Here is a 17,863-nt window from a genome sequence, read left to right as displayed (position 1 = left end):
CGCCGGCCGCGGGCACGACGGGCGAGCCGACCCGTGTCGACACGCCCGCGAGGGGTGCCATTGCGCCACGGATTTACGTAGGCTGCGATTCATGCCCAACGGAAAACCCAACATCCTTGTCATTTGGGGCGACGACATCGGCATCACCAATCTCAGCTGCTACAGCGACTGTTTGATGGGATATCGCACGCCGCACATCGATCGGATCGCCAACGAAGGCATGCGTTTCACCGACGCCTACGGGGAGCAGAGCTGCACCGCAGGGCATGCGGCGTTTATCAGCGGGCAGAGCGTGTACCGCACGGGCATGAGCAAGGTCGGGATGCCGGGCTCCGACATCGGCTGGTCGGCCGAGGACCCGACCATCGCGGAATTGCTCAAACCCCTTGGCTACGCCACCGGGCAGTTCGGCAAGAATCACTTCGGCGACCGCAACAAGCACCTACCGACCGTGCACGGGTTCGACGAGTTCTTCGGAAACCTCTACCACCTCAATGCCGAGGAAGAACCAGAGCTGCCGGACTACCCGAAAAGCGATCGTTTTCCGGTGCTAGCCGAGCTGAACCGGCCGCGCGGCGTCCTCCGATGCTGGGCCACCGACGAGGTTTCCGATGAGCCCGACGACCCCAAGTATGGACCGGTCGGCAGGCAACGCATCGAAGACACCGGCCCGCTAACCAAGAAGCGGATGGAGACCATCGACGACGAAACCACCGGCGCTTGCTTGGATTTCATGAAGCGGCAGGTTGAGGCCGATACCCCGTTCTTCGTGTGGATGAATATGACCCACATGCATTTGCGCACTCACACCAAGCCGGAAAGCGTGGGCCAGGCAGGAGTGTGGCAGTCGCCCTACCACGACACCATGATCGACCACGACGGCCATGTTGGACGGATCCTGGATGCGGTGGACGAGCTGGGTATTGCCGAGGACACGATCGTCATCTACAGCACCGACAACGGCCCGCACGCCAACACCTGGCCAGACGGCGCAACCACCCCGTTCCGCAGTGAGAAGAACACCAACTGGGAAGGCGCATTCCGCATTCCGCATTCCGGAGATGATTCGCTGGCCGGGCAAGATCTCCGCGGGCGTGGTCTCCAACGAGATCATCCAGCATCACGACTGGTTGCCTACCTTCTTGGCGGCCGCCGGCGAGCCCGACATCATCGAAAAGTTGAAGAAGGGCCACAAGATCAGCGTCAGGGGAGACGACAAGGAGTTCAAGGTCCACCTCGATGCCTTCAACCTGCTGCCGTATCTGACCGGTGAGGTCGAAGAGAGTCCGCGCCAGGGGTTCATCTACTTCTCCGACGACTGCGATGTGCTGGGTATCCGTTTCCACAACTGGAAGATCGTCTTCCAAGAACAGCGCTGCCAGGGGACGCTGCAGGTCTGGGCCGAACCATTCGTTCCGCTGCGGGTGCCCAAGATCTTCAATCTTCGCACCGATCCTTTTGAGCGGGCTGACATTACATCCAACACCTACTACGACTGGTTCCTCGACCACGATTTCATCGCCTTCTACGGCACCGCGATATGCACGCAGTTCCTCGAGACGTTCAAGGAGTTTCCGCCACGGCATCCACCGGCCAGCTTCACGATCGATCAGGCCGTGGAGAAGCTGCAGGCGATCGTAAAGGACTAGATGCTCGAGCATTGGAACGACGGCCCCACCAAGGCGGCGATCGTCGATTTTGTCGATCAGACCGTCGCTGAGGTGGAGCCCGAGGCACGTATCGCGGTGTTCGACAACGACGGGACACTGTGGTGTGAGAAGCCGATGTATATCCAGCTGGACTTCCTGGTCCGCCGGTTCGCCGAGCAGGTTGCGGCTGACCCTTCGTTGCGGGAGCGCCAGCCCTACAAAGCGGTGTACGAGGATGACCTGCGCTGGATCGGTGACGCCGTCACCAAGCACTATGAAGGTGACGATACGGACCTGAAACCTCTTGTTGGGGCAATACTTTCCGCGCATGAGGCGATTACTGTCGAGGAACACGCCAGCCGGGTGCGGGCATTCTTCGCCGAGGCGACACACCCGACTCTGGGCCGTCCCTATCGGGAATGCGGGTATCTGCCGATGGTGGAGTTACTGCAGTACCTGGCCGGCAACGGATTCACCAACTACATCGTCTCCGGAGGTGGCCGGGACTTCATGCGCCCGATCACCGGTGCGCTCTACGACATTCCGCCGGAGCGGGTGGTGGGCAGCTCGGTGGGGCTGATCTATCGCGACGGCAGCCTGTTCACCACCGCGCAGCCGGAATTCCTCGACGACCGTCCGATGAAACCGGTGCGGTTATGGAGCCGAATCGGGCGCCGTCCGATTTTCGCTGCCGGCAACTCCAACGGGGATATCGAAATGCTCGAATTTGCCGACACACCTGGCGGATCCGCGCTGCGGCTGCTGGTTCGCCACGATGAAGCGGAGCGCGAATTCGATTACACCGCAGGGGCCGAACGGGCACTCGACCAGGCCGCCGCGTCGGGCTGGGTGGTGTCCAGAATCAAAAATGACTGGGCGACCGTCTTCGGTGACTGACGATCTGATCCGGATCCCCGCCCAGACCGCTGTGCTGGGGTCCGAGGTGCACTACCCCGAGGAGAGCCCGCTGCGACAGGTCGACGTCAACGCCTTCCGGATCCAAGCGCACCAGGTGACCAATACTCAATTCGCCGAATTCGTCGACGCGACAGGCTATCTCACCGTCGCCGAGCGACCGCTGGACCCGGCGGACTACCCGGGCGCGCCGCCGGAGAACCTGCAACCGGGCTCCATGGTGTTCACCCGCACCACGGGCCCCGTCGACCTGCGCCACCTCAGCTTGTGGTGGACGTGGACTCCCGGCGCGTCTTGGCGCCATCCCGCGGGCCCGCATTCGTCGATCGCCCGGCGCGCCGATCATCCGGTGGTACATGTGGCCTACGAGGATGCGGAAGCGTACGCGGTGTGGGCCGGGTTGACGCTGCCGACCGAGGCACAGTGGGAGGTCGCAGCGCGGGGCGGCCTTTCCGGCGCGACCTACACCTGGGGCGATGAACCGGAGGCGCCGGAACAGCGGTTGGCCAACTATTGGCATGGCGATTTTCCATGGCGCCCCGAACCCGGCTACGGCCGTACCATGCCGGTGGGCAGCTTTGGGCCCAATGGGTACGGCTTGTTCGATATGGCCGGCAACGTGTGGGAATGGACCGTCGACTTCTACGCCGATACGCGTATCGGTGACCCGCCCAGCGAAGCCGGCAGCTATGACCCGCAACAGCCCCAGTTTCGGGTGCCGCGCAAGGTCGTCAAGGGTGGGTCATTTCTGTGCGCCGACAGCTACTGCCTGCGCTATCGACCTGCCGCGCGGCGTCCGCAGCCGGTCGATACGGGCATGAGCCATATCGGCTTTCGATGTGTAGCATATGACTGACGTGGCGTTCCCGGTCGTATGGAGCCGATCGGGCGGTCAGGTCGGGACGGGGTGCGGCCTCCCGGGTCGGGGGTAGCAACTTGAACCGGGCCTCGAATGATCGCGGCTCCGGATATTGCGACGGCCCACAGACGTCGTTTCCGTAATGGCGGCTCCCAAGCCCTCAGCTCCGTACATGACGGTCATTTCAGCTTTAGCGGTGGAAATGATGGAATCCTAAATTTTCGTGGCGGTAACGACGGTAGCAACCTCGGCGGCCTTCTGCTTGGAGCTTGGGTACGGGGACCACAACAGCAACGACTTTAGGTTGGGGCCTGGCCTGAAATGGCCGACGTAGTCGCGATGCGTCGATGCGCGGAGTATAGATGGATCATGTTGTCCCACTATAGCTACAGTTCAACACCGATGGCGGCCCAGATTTTTCATGGTGGTTACGTGATTGCGTTGCAGTGCTGTCTTGCAGCGATCCGTTGTGGGTCTCGATTGGCTCAAAAATTTATCGTAGAGTTAATTATTAATTAATCCGACACTGAATTTAGTTGGCTTGACGCCGCTGGTATTTTGTTGTGTAGTTGGCGAGCAATAATGCGATTAAATTCGTGGCGTTAAAGCGATTTGGGTTGCAATTCCTGCGGTTGCAGACCATTGCCCGCGCGCGGTACCGCGTGACCCAAGCTCGCAAACCTTGGGCCCGTAGGAGGTTCACAGATGTCATATGTGTTTGCCGCGCACGAGCTGATGGCGGCGGCCGCCGGGAACTTGAACGACATCGGAACGACGGTGCGGGCGGCCAACACGGCAGCGGCGGCCTCGACGACGGATCTGATAGCGGCGGCCGGTGACGAGGTCTCGTTGGCGATTGCGCGGGCTTTTGGTGCTTATGGCCGCGACTATCAGGCGATTGGCGTGCAGGCGGCCGAGTTTCATGGGCGGTTTGTGGAGACGTTGCGTGCGGGGGCGGGTAGCCTATGGGGCTGCCGAGGCCGCCAGTGCGTCGTCTTTGCAGGACCTGGAGCGCGATCTGCTGGGCCTGATCAACGCGCCCACCATGGCAGTGCTGGGGCGACCGCTGATCGGTAATGGCGCCGATGGGGCGGCGGGGACCGGGGCGGCCGGCGGGGACGGCGGGATCTTGTTCGGTAACGGCGGCAGCGGTGGGTCGGGTGCGCCCGGTGGCGCGGGCGGTGCCGGCGGTTCGGCGGGCCTGTTGGGTAACGGTGGTGGGGGTGGAACGGGCGGCGACGGGCTAGGTCCTGTCTGCTAATTGCGGACGCGGTGGTAGGTGATGATGGCGGCCAGGGTGGCACCGCCGAGGTAGGTCAGGGCGTATTTGTCGTAGCGGGTGGCGACCGCGCGCCAGTGTTTGAGCCGGTTGAAGCTTCGCTCGACGGTGTTGCGGTGCTTGTAGATTCGGCCTGAGAACCCCGGAGGCCGTCCTCTGTTGCGGCCTTTGGCTTTGCGGCGGGTGATCTGGTCGCTGCGCTCGGGGATGGTATGGGCGATCTTGAGCCGGCGCAGCTGTGCCCGCGTCGAGTCATGGGAGTACGCCTTGTCCGCCAGCAGGTGAAACGGGGCGTATGAGTTGCTGCACCGGGCGGCCAGCAGTGGCCAAAGCATCGGATTATCACCGGCTTGACCGGCCGACAGTGCCAGGGTGACCGGACTGCACAGCTGGTCGGTCAAGGCGTGGATCTTGGTAGTCAGCCCGCCGCGGGAATGCCCAATGGCGTGGTCATCGGGCTCATCGAGATATTTCTTGTAATTCGACAGATCCCCCTGTGCGGCGCCCGGAGCGCGCTCCGGCTGCGTGTTGGTGGGCGCGCACACTGGTCGAATCGACCGACAACAGTGCGCCCAGGTCGGCGTCCTCGGCGTCGAGGTCAGAGGCGATCGCCGCGAAGATCCGCGCGTAGATACCATCGACCGACCAGCGTAGATGCCTCTCGGCCACCGATTGCCAGGGACCGAAGTGCTCGGGCAGGTCACACCACGGAGATCCCGTACGGTAACGCCAGATAATGCCCTCCAGAGTACGTCGATGATCGTTCCACGGCCGGCCACGCCGCCGCCCCGCAGGCAACACCGCCACGATCAGCGACCACAAATCATCAGAAATCGCATGCGTCCGCATCACCCAAACAGCATCAGCCAAAACACCATTCACATTAAGCAGACACGCCCTAGCCTGCGGGGCGGGCGGTCACGGCGGAGCCGGCGGTAGCGGCGGGTGGTTGTTCGGGGCAGGCGGGGCCGGCGGCGACGGCGGTTGCGGCGGGGCCGGTGGTGGCGCTGGAGGGATCGGCGGCAACGGGGGCAGCGCTACGGGTCTGTGGTCAGCGCCCGGCGCCGGTGGTGCCGGCGGCGACGGGGGTACGGGCGTGGGCTTTGACTCTGCCGGGGGTGACGGCGGAGCTGGTGGTGCGGGCGGCGTGAGCAACTCTTTGTTCGGTGGGACTGGCGGGGCGGGGGGCGCCGGCGGTGCGGGCGGAGCGGGTGAAACCGGCGCGGCCGATGAGGTTGGTTTCGCCGGTGGTGTTGGCGGGGCGGGCGGTGCTGGGGGCGCTCATCAGTTCCTGTTCGGCGCGGGCGGGGCCGGTGGAGATGGCGGCGCTGGCGGCGCGGGTGGCGCTGGCGGCGAGGCGGGTCTTTTGGGCACGGCTGGCCAGGCGGGCGCCGGTGGTAACGGTGGGGGCGAGGGCGAATGGGAAGTCGCCGCCCGCGGCGGGCTGACCGGTGCGGACTATACCTGGGGTGAAGAATCGGAGCGGCCGGGGCAGCGGTTGGCGAACTTCTGGCATGGCGACTTCCCGTGGCGACCGGAACCCGGCTACGGGCGCACCAGCCCAGTGGGCAGTTTCGAGCCCAACGGCTATGGCCTATTCGATATGGCCGGCAACGTCTGGGAATGGATCGTGGACTGGTACACCGACACCCCCTCGGCCCGGCCCGCCGCCGAGGCCGATAGCTATGACCCCCAACAACCCCAGTTCCGGGTGCCGCGCAAGGTCGTCAAGGGCGGCTCGTTCCTGTGTGCCGACAGCTCCTGCCGTCGCTACCGGCCGGCCGCTCGCCGCCCACAGCCGATCGATACGGGCATGAGCCACATTGGATTTCGCTGCGTAGTACGCGACTGAGCGACACCGTCTTTTGGGAATGGTGTCCGGTCGTGGTTCAAAAATGGCAAGAATCCGGCTCTGAAAAGTGGAAATGATGCCTGCAAAGTGGCGGCAGAAAGAATGGCCGCCCCGGTTGGCATAGGTTGGAATTCGGATCCAAATATGACAATGCGACTTTGCCGCTTTGTGGGCCGGGGCGAGGCGCTGCCGCCGAGGTGTAACGATGCTGGTGCTCGGGCGAATATCGTTGTTGCGCTATAAAAATGACAACGCTACGGTGGCGGCTTAGCGGGCTGGTTTCGCAACGTGATGGTGATGGAGTGTGCCTTGCGCTGCAGCGACGGACCGGGGTAAACAATTCACCGAAAACTGAATTCCTAATTAATCCGAAAATGAATTCTTGGAGGCTTGACACTGCCTTTGAATTCCGGTGTAGTTGGCGGGAAAGGCGCGATGTTAAAACGTCGCGTTCAGGCGTTTTGTGATTGCAATTGCCGCGGTTGCAGAGCATCGCCCGCACGGCACCTGCCGCACCACGGGACCCATGTCGCAGGCATGGGCCGTTTGGAGGTTCACCGATGTCGTACGTATTTGCCGCGCACGAGTTGATGGCGGCGGCCGCCGGGGAGTTGAACGACATCGGGGCGCTGATCGGGTCGGCCAACACCGCGGCGGCGGCCTCGACAACGGATCTGATGGCGGCAGCGGGAGATGAGGTGTCGCTGGCCATCGCGCGCGTTTTCGGTGCTTATGGCCGCGACTACCAGGCGTTCGGCGTGCAGGCGGCGGAATTTCACGAGCGGTTTGTCCAGGCATTGCGTGCGGGAGCGGGCGCCTACGGCGCCGCCGAGGCCGCCGGTGCGTCATCGTTGCAGTCCTTGGAAACAGATCTGCTGGGTCTGATCAACGCGCCCACAATGGCGTTGTTCGGGCGGGCACTGATCGGCAACGGCGCCAACGGGGCGGCGGGGACCGGGGCGGCCGGCGGGGACGGCGGGATCCTGATCGGCAACGGCGGCAATGGTGGGTCGGGTGCGGTCGGGGGTACGGGCGGGGCCGGGGGGTCGGCGGGTCTGTTCGGTAGCGGTGGTGCCGGTGGAGCCGGTGGTGCGGGGGCGGCCGGTGGCGTGGGGGGCAACGGCGGGCCGGCGGTAGCGGCGGGTGGTTGTTTGGTGCGGGCGGGGTGGGCGGCGCCGGCGGTGTCGGCGGTGCAGGTGGGGGCGCTGGGGGGATCGGCGGCAACGGTGGCAGTTCAACGGGCTGGTGGTTTGGGCCCGGGGCCGGTGGTGCGGGCGGCGAGGGTGGCACCGGCGTGGGCTTCGGTACGGACGGTGGCGCTGGCGGGGCCGGCGGTGTCGGCGGGGCCAACAACTCCTTGTTCGGTGGGGTCGGTGGAAGGGGTGGTGCCGGCGGGGGCGGCGGCACCGGTGACACCGGCGCGGCCGGTGAGGTTGGTTTCACCGGCGGTGTTGGTGGGGTCGGTGGTGCCGGCGGAGCTCATCACTTCCTGCTCGGCGCGGGCGGAGCCGGTGGGGATGGTGGCACCGGTGGGGCCGGTGGTGTCGGCGGCGTGGGTGCGAATAGCGCTGGTGGGGCCGGCGGTGTGGGCGGTAACGGGGGCGCTTCGGGGGCTGGTGGCGCGGCCGGTTTGCTGGGTACGGCCGGTCACGCGGGCGCCGGTGGTGGTGGTGGCGTCGGGGGTAGCGGTGGGGGCGGGGACGTCGATTCGACGGGCAGCGGCGTCGGCTACGGCGGAGGCGGAGGAGGTACCGGCGGCATCGGCGGCGCTGCCGGCGGGGCGGGCGGCATTGCCGGAGCGGGTGGTGCCGGCGGCAGGGGCGGTGCTGGTGGTGCTGGCGTAGCTGGCACCGACTCGGCTACCCCCACCGACGGTTGCAAGGGTGGCGATGGCGGCGCCGGCGGCCAGGGCGGCGCCGGCGGTGCTGGCATCGGCGGTGTGGGCGGCGGCCAAGGCGGCAACGGTGGCACAGGCGGCGTCGGCGGAGTGGGTGGGGCAGGCGGGCACAACACCGGCGCCGGCGGCGACGGTGCCGCCGGCGGGGCCGGGGGCACCGGCGGACACGCGGGCGCTGCTGGCGCCGGAACCGACGGCGGCGCGGCGGGCAGCAACGGACTTGGTGGTGCGGGCGGACAAGGCGGCGCCGGTGGTGACGGCAACGTCGGCAGTATCGGCAAGGTGGGCAGCCCCACCGAACCGGCCATCGCGGCCCAGCAGGGTGGCACCGGCGGCGACGGCGGCGCCGGCGGCAACGGTGGCGGCGGCGGAACGGGCGGTGCCGGTGCTGAAGACGGGGATTCCGGCACCGGGGGTGCCGGCGCCCAAGGCGGCACTGGTGGCAAGGGCGGTGTCGGCGGGGTCGGCGGCGACGGTGGCGGCGTGGGCGGTACCGGGGGTGCTGGTGGTGCCGCTGGCACGGGCGGGGCCGGCGGCAATGTTGGCGATGGTGGTGCGGCGGTGTCGGCGGCCAGGGCGGTGCCGGTGGTGACGGTGGGCACGGCGGTGAAGGCGGCTTCTTCGGCACCGGCGGCGGCGACGGTGGCACCGGTGGTGACGGCGGCAACGGTGGGGAAGGCGCCGGGGACGGCGGATCCAACGGGGGTGGTGGCGGCGGCGGTCAGGGCGGTGGCGGCGGCGCCCCCAGCGCCTCCGGCGGCAGCCCAGGTGAGCACGGGGCCGAAGGCAAGGCCGGAGGCTCCGGCGCCAGCAGCGCGCTGTAGCCGGGCAGGGACAGCGGCGCCGCGGGATCGGCGGTGCAGCGCCGCCCTGCGTAGAGTCGGAAGTTCACCGATCACGTCACGGCCGACCCGACGCAGCGAAGGGGGGGCAGGGGCAAGCGGGCCATCGGGCCCGGTGACCCCGACTACCAATGGCAGCACCTATCGTCGTCGAGCAATCGCTGGTCATCCCGGTCCCCGGCGACCAAGCGTTCCGCGGCACGCTTCCGGCGCCGCTGCCGGAAGTCTTCAACCACTGGTATAGGCCCATCCCGCCGATCAAGGAGGTCCGCGACCAAACCGGTGCTTGGGACGCGGCGGGCCAGACCCGCAAACTCTTCCTGGTCGGCGGCGGCAGTGTGCACGAGGAGTTGACCAGCCTCGACTCGCCCCGATCATTCGGCTACCGGCTCTCCGACATCAAAGGCCCGATGTCGTTGCTGGTCGGCCAGGTGGTGGGTGCATGGATCTTCACTCCGGCGGACGGCGGTACCCAGATCACCTGGCGCTGGACCATTCATCCGAAGTCTGCGTTGGCCGCGCCGGCGCTACCGGTGTTCGGGATGTTGTGGAAGGGCTACGCCCGTCGGGGGCTACGTAACCTGTCCGCGCTGCTGACGCGCTGAGCACGCGTCTAGCTCCAGCTACCGTCGACGTCATGTGCCGACTCTATGGCCTGCACGCGGGACGGGACTGCGTCACCGCCACGTTTTGGTTGCTCAACGCCCCAGATAGCTTCGCCGCCCAAAGCAAGCGAAACCCCGACGGGACGGGTCTGGGCGTGTTCGACGACCGGGGCCGGCCCGAGCTGCACAAGCAGCCGATAGCCGCCTGGCAGGACGCCGACTTTGCCGCCGAGGCGCACGAGATGACGGGCACGACCTTCATCGCTCACGTTCGCTACGCGACCGCCGGATCGCACTCGGTGGTCAATACCCACCCGTTTCTGCAGGACGGCCGGATCTTCGCGCACAACGGGACGCTGGGGGATCTCGAATTGCTCGACACCCGGTTGCGGGAGGTGGGCACCGCCGGTCTGGTGCAGGGGCAGACCGACTCCGAGCGGGTTTTCGCGCTGACCACGGCCGCGATCCGCACCCATGACGGCGACGTGTCCGCCGGTCTGCTCGACGCGATGGGGTGGCTGGCCGCAAACGTGCCGATCTATGCGGTCAATGTCTTACTCAGCACCGCCACTGGGATGTGGGCGCTGCGTTACCCGGAGTCGCACAACCTCTACATCCTGGACCGGCGTAATGGTGCGCCGGCCCCCAGGTGCGAGTTCCACTTGCGCACCAAGCGGATTCGCGCGCGTTCCGAGCACCTGCGCACCCGGCCGTCGGTGGTGTTCGCCAGCCAGCCGATGGACGACGACCCACGCTGGCGCCTGCTGGAGCCGGGGGAGTTGGTACACGTCGATGCCGATCTGCGGATCACCCGAAGCCTGGCGCTGCCCGACCCGCCCCGGCATCGGCTGCGGCTCGCCGACCTGGGTCCGGAGGTCCAAGAGGCGCTGCACCCGCCGGCCTGAGTGGGCTGGCAGACTGACTGGGCGTGGCACCCAAACGCGCACTGGTATTGGCTGGCGGAGGACTAGCGGGAATCGCCTGGGAGACAGGTGTTCTGCTCGGCATCGCCGACGAGTCGCCGGCGGCGGCACGGTTGCTGTTGGATTCGGATGTGCTGGTGGGTACCTCGGCCGGTTCGGCGGTGGCCGCGCAGATCAGCAGCGGCACCAGCCTCGATGCGCTGTTCGACCGGCAGATCGCCGAGCAGTCGGCCGAGCTCGATCCGGGCGTCGACATCGACGTCATCACCGAACTTTTCCTGGACGCCCTGCGCAAGCCGCGAATCCCCGGCGTCGACAAGATCCGGCTGCGACTGCAGCGCATCGGGGCGGTGGCGCTGGCCACCGAAACCGTGCCCGAATCCGTCCGCCGCGAGGTGATCGCTGCGCGCCTGCCCTGCCACGATTGGCCGGACCGCGCGCTGCGGGTCACCGCGATCGACGTGTCCACCGGCGAGCTGGTGGCATTCGATCGTGACTCCGGGGTCGAACTCATCGATGCGGTGGCGGCCAGTTGCGCAGTCCCGGGGCCGCCGGTGACCATTGCGGGCCGGCGCTACATGGATGGCGGGGTGGCCAGTCTGGTCAACCTCGGTGTGGCCGACGATTGCGGCGTGGCGGTGGTGTTGGTGCCCACGGGTGTCGACGCGCCGTCGCCGTTCGGTGGCGGGTCCGCCGCGGAGGTGGCGGAATTCGCCGGGACGTCGCTGGGCGTCTTTGCTGACGACGACTCGCTGGCCGCCTTCGGGGCCAATCCGCTGGATCCGCGTTGCCGCAAAGCCTCGGCGCTGGCCGGACGTGCGCAGGGCCGGCGCGAGGCGTCCGCCGTCGCGGCATTTCTGGGGCTGTGATCAGCCCTCGATGGCCGGCGCCGCGGGTTGGTCCGCGGACTCGAGTGCATGCAGGGCGCGGTTAGCCAGCGCGCGGCCCACCGCGATCACCTCGCTGGCCCGATGAAACTCCAAGCTGCGGCAGGTCGAGCGCGGCACCTCGATCAACAGATCGGCGGGGTAGGCCGCCAGCGTATGGCGCGCCAGTGCGGACTGGGCGATGTCGATGGTCCGGTTCATCACCTCAAAACTGCCCATTTTGGGCAGTCCGGGTGTGTAGCCGCCGTCATCGCGCTCCGGCACGGGGGCCTCGATCTGGGCGTCTTCCGGCCAGGAGTCCTGGTCCGGGGACCCGGCGCCGAAGCGGTTCAGCACCGCCCGCGTCGGCCGGTCCAGCAGCGACCGGGCGGCCGTGGCGTCGAATATCGAGGAGGTGGTGCGCACCATGCGGTTCAACCACTCGGTGGTGACACCGGGCTCGCTTTCTCGGCTGGGGCCGCCTTCGCTGCCGTTGAGGCTCACCGCGATGGTCAGGTCGGCATTGACCCCGGCGATCGGTGCCATGGGCAGCGGATCCAGGATGCCGCCGTCGGCGAGCAAACGGCCGTCGACTTCGTGGGGGGCGATGATTCCCGGGATGGCGATGGAAGCGCGAATGGCTTCGTCGAGCGGGCCGCGCTGAAACCAGACCGATTTGCCCGCCAGAATGTCGGTCGCCACCGCGGTGTAGGGGACCGGCAGTTGTTCGATGGTGACCGGCCCGAGGATGTCGCGTACGGCATCCAGAATTTTCTCGGCTCGCAGCACCCCCGCCGCGGTGATCGACGGATCGAGTAGCCGCAGAATGGTGCGCTGATTCAGGGACTTGGCCCAGTCGCTGAACTCCCCGAGGCGCCCGGCCGCCTGCAGTCCGCCGACCACGGCGCCCATCGACGAACCGGCGTTCCCGGCGATCTCATAGCCCCGCTCGCGCAACGCCTCGATCACCCCGATGCGCGCATAGCCGCGCGCGCCGCCGCTGCCGAGCGCCAAGGCCACCCGGGTCGGCGATGATCCGTGCGTGCGCACGGCGATTGGCCCGGTCATCCCTTCATTCTGCGCGGCTTACCCGAGGGGATCGAATCGGACGGGAGTTTCGTGCATCGCTGATCGCAATTGCGCAGCGCTTCGAATCGGCGGTAGCGGCCGCTATCCGCATTCGTTGTTGGCGGCCGCCGCCGCCGCGACGATCACCGCCGCCTGGCGCGGCAGGCTCAGATCCGCCCACCGCATATTCCAGGTGCCGGCAACGCCGGATTCGGATGCCTGAACCATGGCCAGGTAGGGCTCGAGCCGGGGCTGCTCGGTGGCCGGTTGGGCGTCCATCCACACCTTCGCGGCATGGCAGGCCTGGAAATATTCCTCTTCGGTCGACTCTGCGGGGACGTCGACGCGGGTCGTCAAGCCGGTCGGTGAGACGCCGACGGCGCCGGGCGCCAGCGAACTAACCGGCGGTGCGGTGGTCTTGGCGGACGGCCCGGATGAAGTGGTGGCGGTGCCGTTGCTGGCATCGGTGGAGCAGCCCGCGAGGGCCGAGACGCCCGCCGCGACGATGAGTGGTGCGCACACCTCCCAGCACTGGTGGCGCGGTCGGGAAAAGAGACGGTGTGGGCGCATGGTGCCAATTTATGCAACACTGTGCGGCGTGATGAAGTGCCTCGGATGTTTGGAGTGTTGTCGGCCCTGACGTGCCGCCGCTTGCCCGATCCACTTCACACTCTGGAGAACTCCTTCCGTGGCCATGCCTCTTCGCCAGTCTTCTGTCACGTCTTCGCGCCCCCAGACCGTCACGTCCCCGGCACCGGGACCCACGCGGCTTCGGGTGCCCGACCTGTTGCACGCGACTGACCAGGTCGCCGATGACGTGCTCAGCGGTCGCTGCGATCACCTGTTGCCGGAGGGGGGCGTGCCCGACGACGGGCGCTGGTTCACCCGCGTCCATGGCGACGACGAACTCGACGTTTGGCTGATCAGCTGGGTGCCCGGTCACGCGACGGAATTGCACGACCATGGCGGCTCGCTCGGGGCGCTGACCGTGCTGTCCGGATCGCTCAATGAATTTCGGTGGGACGGCACGCGGTTGCGCCGCCGCCGCCTTGACGCCGGGGATCAGGCCGGATTCCCGCTGGGCTGGGTGCACGACGTGGTCTGGGCGCCGCGCCCGGCCGCCGAGCCGATCGCGGCGCCGCTGCCGCCCACCTTAAGCGTGCACGCGTATTCGCCGCCGCTGACGGCCATGTCTTACTACGAAGTCACCGACCGCAATACGTTGCGCCGCAAGCGCACCGAATTGACCGACCACCCCGAGAAGCCCTGATGAACCGAATCGACCGGATACTCGACGACGCCCGCAACCGCTATCCGCGGCTGCCCGCCGACCAGGTGCCGGACGCGCTGCGCCGCGGTGCGGTGCTGGTCGACATCCGTCCGCAGGCCCAGCGTGCCCGGGAGGGCGAGGTGCCCGCGGCGTTGGTGATCGAACGCAACGTCTTGGAATGGCGCTGCGATCCCACCAGCGACGCGCGGTTGCCGCAGGCGGTCGATGACGATGTCGAGTGGGTGATCCTGTGTTCGGAGGGGTACACCTCGAGCCTCGCGGCGGCGGCGCTGCTGGACCTCGGGTTGCACCGGTCAACCGACGTGGTGGGTGGCTATCACGCGCTGGTGGCCGCCGGGGTGCTGACCGCGCTGAGCGGCTAGGAGCCTGCGGGGTCTAATGCGGTCGTGGTCGGTTACGACGCCCCGCTGAGCCCGTCGACACCGATCAGCCCGCCGGTTCCGCCGGTTCCGGGGGTGCCCTTGGGGGTGCCGGTTCCGCCGTTGCCGCCGTTGCCGCCGGTGCCGATCAGCACGGCCTTGCCGCCAACTCCGCCGGATCCGCCGCTGCTGCCTCCGAGCGGGTCGGTTTGGCCGCCGGCGCCGCCGGCCCCGCTGGCGCCCAGCAGCTGACCGCCGGTGCCGCCGGCCCCACCGGCGCCGCCAGTGCCACCGATGGAGATTCCGCCGGCGCCGCCGGCCCCGCCACAGCCCAACCAGCCGGCGTCGCCGCCGGCACCGCCGGTGCCGCCGCTGCCGGTATTGCCGTATCCGCCGAATCCGCCGGCCCCGGCGCTAGAGAACAGCAGCCCGGCGTTGCCGCCCCGGCCGCCGGTCCCGCCGGCCCCGGGGCCGAATCCGCCGTCGCCGCCGGCGCCGCCGCTGCCGAACAGCAGCCCGGCATTACCGCCGGCGCCGCCGACTCCGGCAGTTCCAACAACCCCGATCCCTCCAATAGCGGGTCCCGCGGCCCCGCCTAGCCCGCCGGCCCCGCCGGGGCCGCCGAGGAGTCCGGCGTTGCCGCCGCCAGCGCCGACTAGGTCCTGTCTGCTAATTGCGGACGCGGTGGTAGGTGATGATGGCGGCCAGGGTGGCACCGCTGAGGTAGGTCAGGGCGTATTTGTCGTAGCAGGTGGCGACCGCGCGCCAGTGTTTGAGCCGGTTGAAGCTTCGCTCGACGGTGTTGCGGTGCTTGTAGATTCGGCCTGAGAACCCCGGAGGCCGTCCTCTGTTGCGGCCTTTGGCTTTGCGGCGGGTGATCTGGTCGCTGCGCTCGGGGATGGTATGGGCGATCTTGAGCCGGCGCAGCTGTGCCCGCGTCGAGTCATGGGAGTACGCCTTGTCCGCCAGCAGGTGATACGGGGCGTATGAGTTGCTGCACCGGGCGGCCAGCAGTGGCCAAAGCATCGGATTATCACCGGCTTGACCGGCCGACAGTGCCAGGGTGACCGGACTGCACAGCTGGTCGGTCAAGGCGTGGATCTTGGTAGTCAGCCCGCCGCGGGAACGCCCAATGGCGTGGTCATCGGGCTCATCGAGATATTTCTTGTAATTCGACAGATCCCCCTGTGCGGCGCCCGGAGCGCGCTCCGGCTGCGTGTCGGTGGGCGCGCACACTGGTCGAATCGACCGACAACAGTGCGCCCAGGTCGGCGTCCTCGGCGTCGAGGTCAGAGGCGATCGCCGCGAAGATCCGCGCGTAGATGCCATCGACCGACCAGCGTAGATGCCTCTCGGCCACCGATTGCCAGGGACCGAAGTGCTCGGGCAGGTCACACCACGGAGATCCCGTACGGTAACGCCAGATAATGCCCTCCAGAGTACGTCGATGATCGTTCCACGGCCGGCCACGCCGCCGCCCCGCAGGCAACACCGCCACGATCAGCGACCACAAATCATCAGAAATCGCATGCGTCCGCATCACCCAAACAGCATCAGCCAAAACACCATTCACATTAAGCAGACACGCCCTAGACCGCTGAGCAGCCCGCCGGCCCCTCCGGCCCCGCTAACGCCGCCATCGCCGGCGGTGGGCGCGCCGACGACTACGCCGAGTCCGGCCGGTCCGCCGGTTCCGCCAGCCCCGCCGGTGCCGCCGCCGCCGAACAGCCCACCGGCCCCGCCCGCGCCGGCGGCGCCGCCGGCACCCCCATTGCCCGGGGTGGTGGCGCCGCCGTACCCGCCGGCGCCGCCAGCCCCGCCGATCCCGCCGCTGCCCGAGAGCCACCCGCCTGCGCCGCCGGTGCCGCCTGCGCCGCCGGTGCCGCCGGTGATTTCATTGGTTCCACCCCATCCACCGGCCCCGCCGGTGCCGCCGGTGCCCATCAGCCTGGCGGCCCCGCCATCGCCGCCGTCGAGGCCGGTGCCGCCGGATCCGCCGGCGCCGCCGTCGCCGAGTAGCCATCCGCCGGGTGTTCCGTCGGTTCCGCTACCAGCGTCCCCGGGGGTGCCGTTGCCGATCAGTGGGGTCCGGTCGCGGCCTGGATGGGTGCGTTGATGGCATTGAGGGCCTGTTGTTGCAGGGTGTGAATTGGTGAGGTGCTGGTCGGGGCGTTGAAGCCGTCCAGCCCCAGCAACAGCCCGCTGGTCCCGCCGACACCGTTGCCGCCCGGAGTCGGGCCGGCCCCGCCGATACCGCCGTTGCCGCCGTTGCCGATCAACACCCCGCTACCGGCGGCACCACCTGCCCCGCCGGCGCCGCCGGCACCGCCGTTGGAGAACAGCAACCCCGCGCTACCGCCATCGCCGCCGATCCCACCTACGCCCTGACCGCTGGTGCCGCCGGTGCCGCCGACGCCGCCATCACCGAACAGCAGGCCCGCGTTGCCGCCGGCGCCGCCGGCTCCCCCGCCCGCATTACCGCTACCCCCGGTACCGCCGGAGCTGCCGGCCCCGGCCAGCGGCCCGCCGGCGGCGCCCTGGCCGCCGGCGCCACCGTGGCCCCCATCGGCGCCGACGAACCCGGACAGCAGCCCGGCCGCCCCGCCTTGGCCGCCAGCCCCGCCGCTGGCGGTAGCGCTAGTGCTGGCCCCGCCGGCCCCGCCGAGCCCGCCGCCGCCCAACAACCCGCCGGCACCACCGGCCCCGCCGACTCCGGCGTTGCCCGAGAGCCAGCCGCCGGCCCCGCCGGCGCCCCCGGCACCTCCGTTATCGGATGTCGAGCTGCCGCCGGCGCCGCCGGCACCCCCGGAACCCAACAGGCCTGCGGCCCCGCCTGCGCTGCCGTTTAGCCCGGGCGCACCCGAGCCGCCGGCGCCGCCGTCACCGAGTAGCCAGCCGCCCGGGGCTCCGTTGGTCCCGGTGCCAGGGGTTCCGTTGGCGCCGTTGCCGATCAGCGGGCGCCCGGTCAGCTACTGCACCGGCGCGTTGATCGCGGCCAGCAGACCCGCTAGCGGTGAGGCGCTGGCGGCCTCAGCCTGCGTGTAGGCGCTCGCGCCGGCGCTCAGCGCCTGCACGAACTGGGCATGAAACGCGTCGGCCTGCGCGCTGAGGATTTGATAGCTCTGGCCGTGGGCGGAAAACACCGCCGCGATGGCCGCGGAGACCTCATCCCCGGCGGCGGCCAGCACCCCTGTCGTCTGAGCGGCCGCGGCCGTGGTGGCGGTGCTCAGTGTCGAGCCCACCCCGGCCAGCTCCGATGCCGCACCGGCCACCAGGTCCGGCACTGCGATCACATACGACACGGGAAACCTCCCAACCGCGTCGACCGACTACCCGACCGGCGCTCGCCAACACCTGTGCTGGGCAAAGTCGACCACAATGGCAATGAGGAACGCGGTGTTTCCACCGAATTGGTCAGCCTGAATCGAGACAGCTGTAGGGGAGTGCATCGGCCCGTT

General features: G+C 68.4%; 12 protein-coding genes and 6 pseudogenes. 12 read left to right on the top strand and 6 right to left on the bottom strand.

Annotated features, from left to right (window positions below; translation table 11 throughout):
- Positions 1 to 91 precede the first annotated feature (91 nt).
- The 5 genes and pseudogenes from G6N41_RS00875 to G6N41_RS27645 form a co-directional block, all read left to right on the top strand.
- Positions 92 to 1,649: pseudogene (locus tag G6N41_RS00875) on the top strand (arylsulfatase).
- Positions 1,650 to 2,546, top strand: coding sequence for an HAD family hydrolase (locus tag G6N41_RS00870; protein ID WP_198966317.1), 897 nt, complete (start codon positions 1,650 to 1,652; stop codon positions 2,544 to 2,546).
- Complete coding sequence (locus G6N41_RS00865) at positions 2,539 to 3,420, top strand: formylglycine-generating enzyme family protein (RefSeq protein WP_198966316.1); 882 nt, start codon at positions 2,539 to 2,541, stop codon at positions 3,418 to 3,420. Before G6N41_RS00870 ends, G6N41_RS00865 begins: the two co-directional genes overlap by 8 nt.
- 708 nt (positions 3,421 to 4,128) lie before the next feature.
- Positions 4,129 to 4,500, top strand: coding sequence for a PE family protein (locus G6N41_RS27650; protein ID WP_321573800.1), 372 nt, complete (start codon positions 4,129 to 4,131; stop codon positions 4,498 to 4,500).
- Positions 4,451 to 4,660 (top strand): annotated as a pseudogene (locus tag G6N41_RS27645) (PGRS repeat-containing protein); the annotation flags it as partial. The gene G6N41_RS27650 and the pseudogene G6N41_RS27645, both read left to right, overlap by 50 nt.
- Before the next feature lie 20 nt (positions 4,661 to 4,680).
- On the opposite strand, the pseudogene G6N41_RS00855 reads toward G6N41_RS27645, so the two are convergent.
- Positions 4,681 to 5,554 (bottom strand): annotated as a pseudogene (locus G6N41_RS00855) (IS5 family transposase).
- Positions 5,555 to 5,651: 97 nt separating this feature from the next.
- Between G6N41_RS00855 and G6N41_RS27640 the strand changes: the two are divergent.
- The 5 genes and pseudogenes from G6N41_RS27640 to G6N41_RS00830 all read left to right on the top strand — a co-directional run bounded on the left by G6N41_RS27640 (position 5,652) and on the right by G6N41_RS00830 (position 11,690).
- Positions 5,652 to 6,554 carry an SUMF1/EgtB/PvdO family nonheme iron enzyme gene (locus tag G6N41_RS27640; protein WP_231608751.1) on the top strand — a complete coding sequence of 301 codons (903 nt, stop codon included), beginning with the start codon at positions 5,652 to 5,654 and terminating at the stop codon, positions 6,552 to 6,554.
- Positions 6,555 to 7,114: 560 nt separating this feature from the next.
- A pseudogene (locus G6N41_RS29385) lies at positions 7,115 to 9,275 on the top strand (PE family protein).
- A gap of 149 nt (positions 9,276 to 9,424) precedes the next feature.
- Positions 9,425 to 9,898, top strand: coding sequence for an SRPBCC family protein (locus tag G6N41_RS00840; RefSeq protein ID WP_198966315.1), 474 nt, complete (start codon positions 9,425 to 9,427; stop codon positions 9,896 to 9,898).
- Positions 9,899 to 9,930: 32 nt separating this feature from the next.
- Positions 9,931 to 10,803: a class II glutamine amidotransferase gene (locus tag G6N41_RS00835; protein WP_198966314.1), complete on the top strand. Its 873-nt coding sequence runs from the start codon at positions 9,931 to 9,933 to the stop codon at positions 10,801 to 10,803.
- A 23-nt stretch (positions 10,804 to 10,826) separates the two neighbouring features.
- Positions 10,827 to 11,690 carry a patatin-like phospholipase family protein gene (locus tag G6N41_RS00830; RefSeq protein ID WP_198966313.1) on the top strand — a complete coding sequence of 288 codons (864 nt, stop codon included), beginning with the start codon at positions 10,827 to 10,829 and terminating at the stop codon, positions 11,688 to 11,690.
- Here G6N41_RS00830 and G6N41_RS00825 read toward each other — a convergent pair whose 3' ends face one another.
- Both G6N41_RS00825 and G6N41_RS00820 read right to left on the bottom strand, forming a co-directional pair.
- Complete coding sequence (locus tag G6N41_RS00825; protein ID WP_198966312.1) at positions 11,691 to 12,755, bottom strand: patatin-like phospholipase family protein; 1,065 nt, start codon at positions 12,753 to 12,755, stop codon at positions 11,691 to 11,693.
- Between the two features lie 102 nt (positions 12,756 to 12,857).
- Positions 12,858 to 13,325, bottom strand: a complete 468-nt coding sequence (locus G6N41_RS00820) for a lipoprotein LpqV (RefSeq protein ID WP_198966311.1) — start codon at positions 13,323 to 13,325, stop codon at positions 12,858 to 12,860.
- A gap of 124 nt (positions 13,326 to 13,449) precedes the next feature.
- Between G6N41_RS00820 and G6N41_RS00815 the strand changes: the two genes are divergently transcribed.
- Positions 13,450 to 14,025 carry a cysteine dioxygenase gene (locus tag G6N41_RS00815; RefSeq protein ID WP_011738590.1) on the top strand — a complete coding sequence of 192 codons (576 nt, stop codon included), beginning with the start codon at positions 13,450 to 13,452 and terminating at the stop codon, positions 14,023 to 14,025.
- Positions 14,025 to 14,408, top strand: coding sequence for a rhodanese-like domain-containing protein (locus G6N41_RS00810; RefSeq protein WP_198966310.1), 384 nt, complete (start codon positions 14,025 to 14,027; stop codon positions 14,406 to 14,408). Before G6N41_RS00815 ends, G6N41_RS00810 begins: the two co-directional genes overlap by 1 nt.
- Before the next feature lie 32 nt (positions 14,409 to 14,440).
- Here the strand turns inward: G6N41_RS00810 and G6N41_RS00805 are convergent, their stop codons facing one another.
- The 3 genes and pseudogenes from G6N41_RS00805 to G6N41_RS29695 all read right to left on the bottom strand — a co-directional run bounded on the left by G6N41_RS00805 (position 14,441) and on the right by G6N41_RS29695 (position 17,707).
- Positions 14,441 to 14,920 carry a PE-PGRS family protein gene (locus G6N41_RS00805; protein ID WP_456320223.1) on the bottom strand — a complete coding sequence of 160 codons (480 nt, stop codon included), beginning with the start codon at positions 14,918 to 14,920 and terminating at the stop codon, positions 14,441 to 14,443.
- Between the two features lie 154 nt (positions 14,921 to 15,074).
- Positions 15,075 to 15,948, bottom strand: a pseudogene (locus G6N41_RS00800) (IS5 family transposase).
- Positions 15,949 to 15,974: 26 nt separating this feature from the next.
- Positions 15,975 to 17,707, bottom strand: a pseudogene (locus G6N41_RS29695) (PE family protein).
- Between the last annotated feature and the right edge of the window lie 156 nt (positions 17,708 to 17,863).

This window comes from Mycobacterium shottsii (assembly GCF_010728525.1).
Lineage (GTDB): Bacteria > Actinomycetota > Actinomycetes > Mycobacteriales > Mycobacteriaceae > Mycobacterium > Mycobacterium marinum.
The sequence above is the reverse complement of the archived record's forward strand: the minus strand, read 5'-3'. Positions and strand labels throughout refer to the sequence as shown.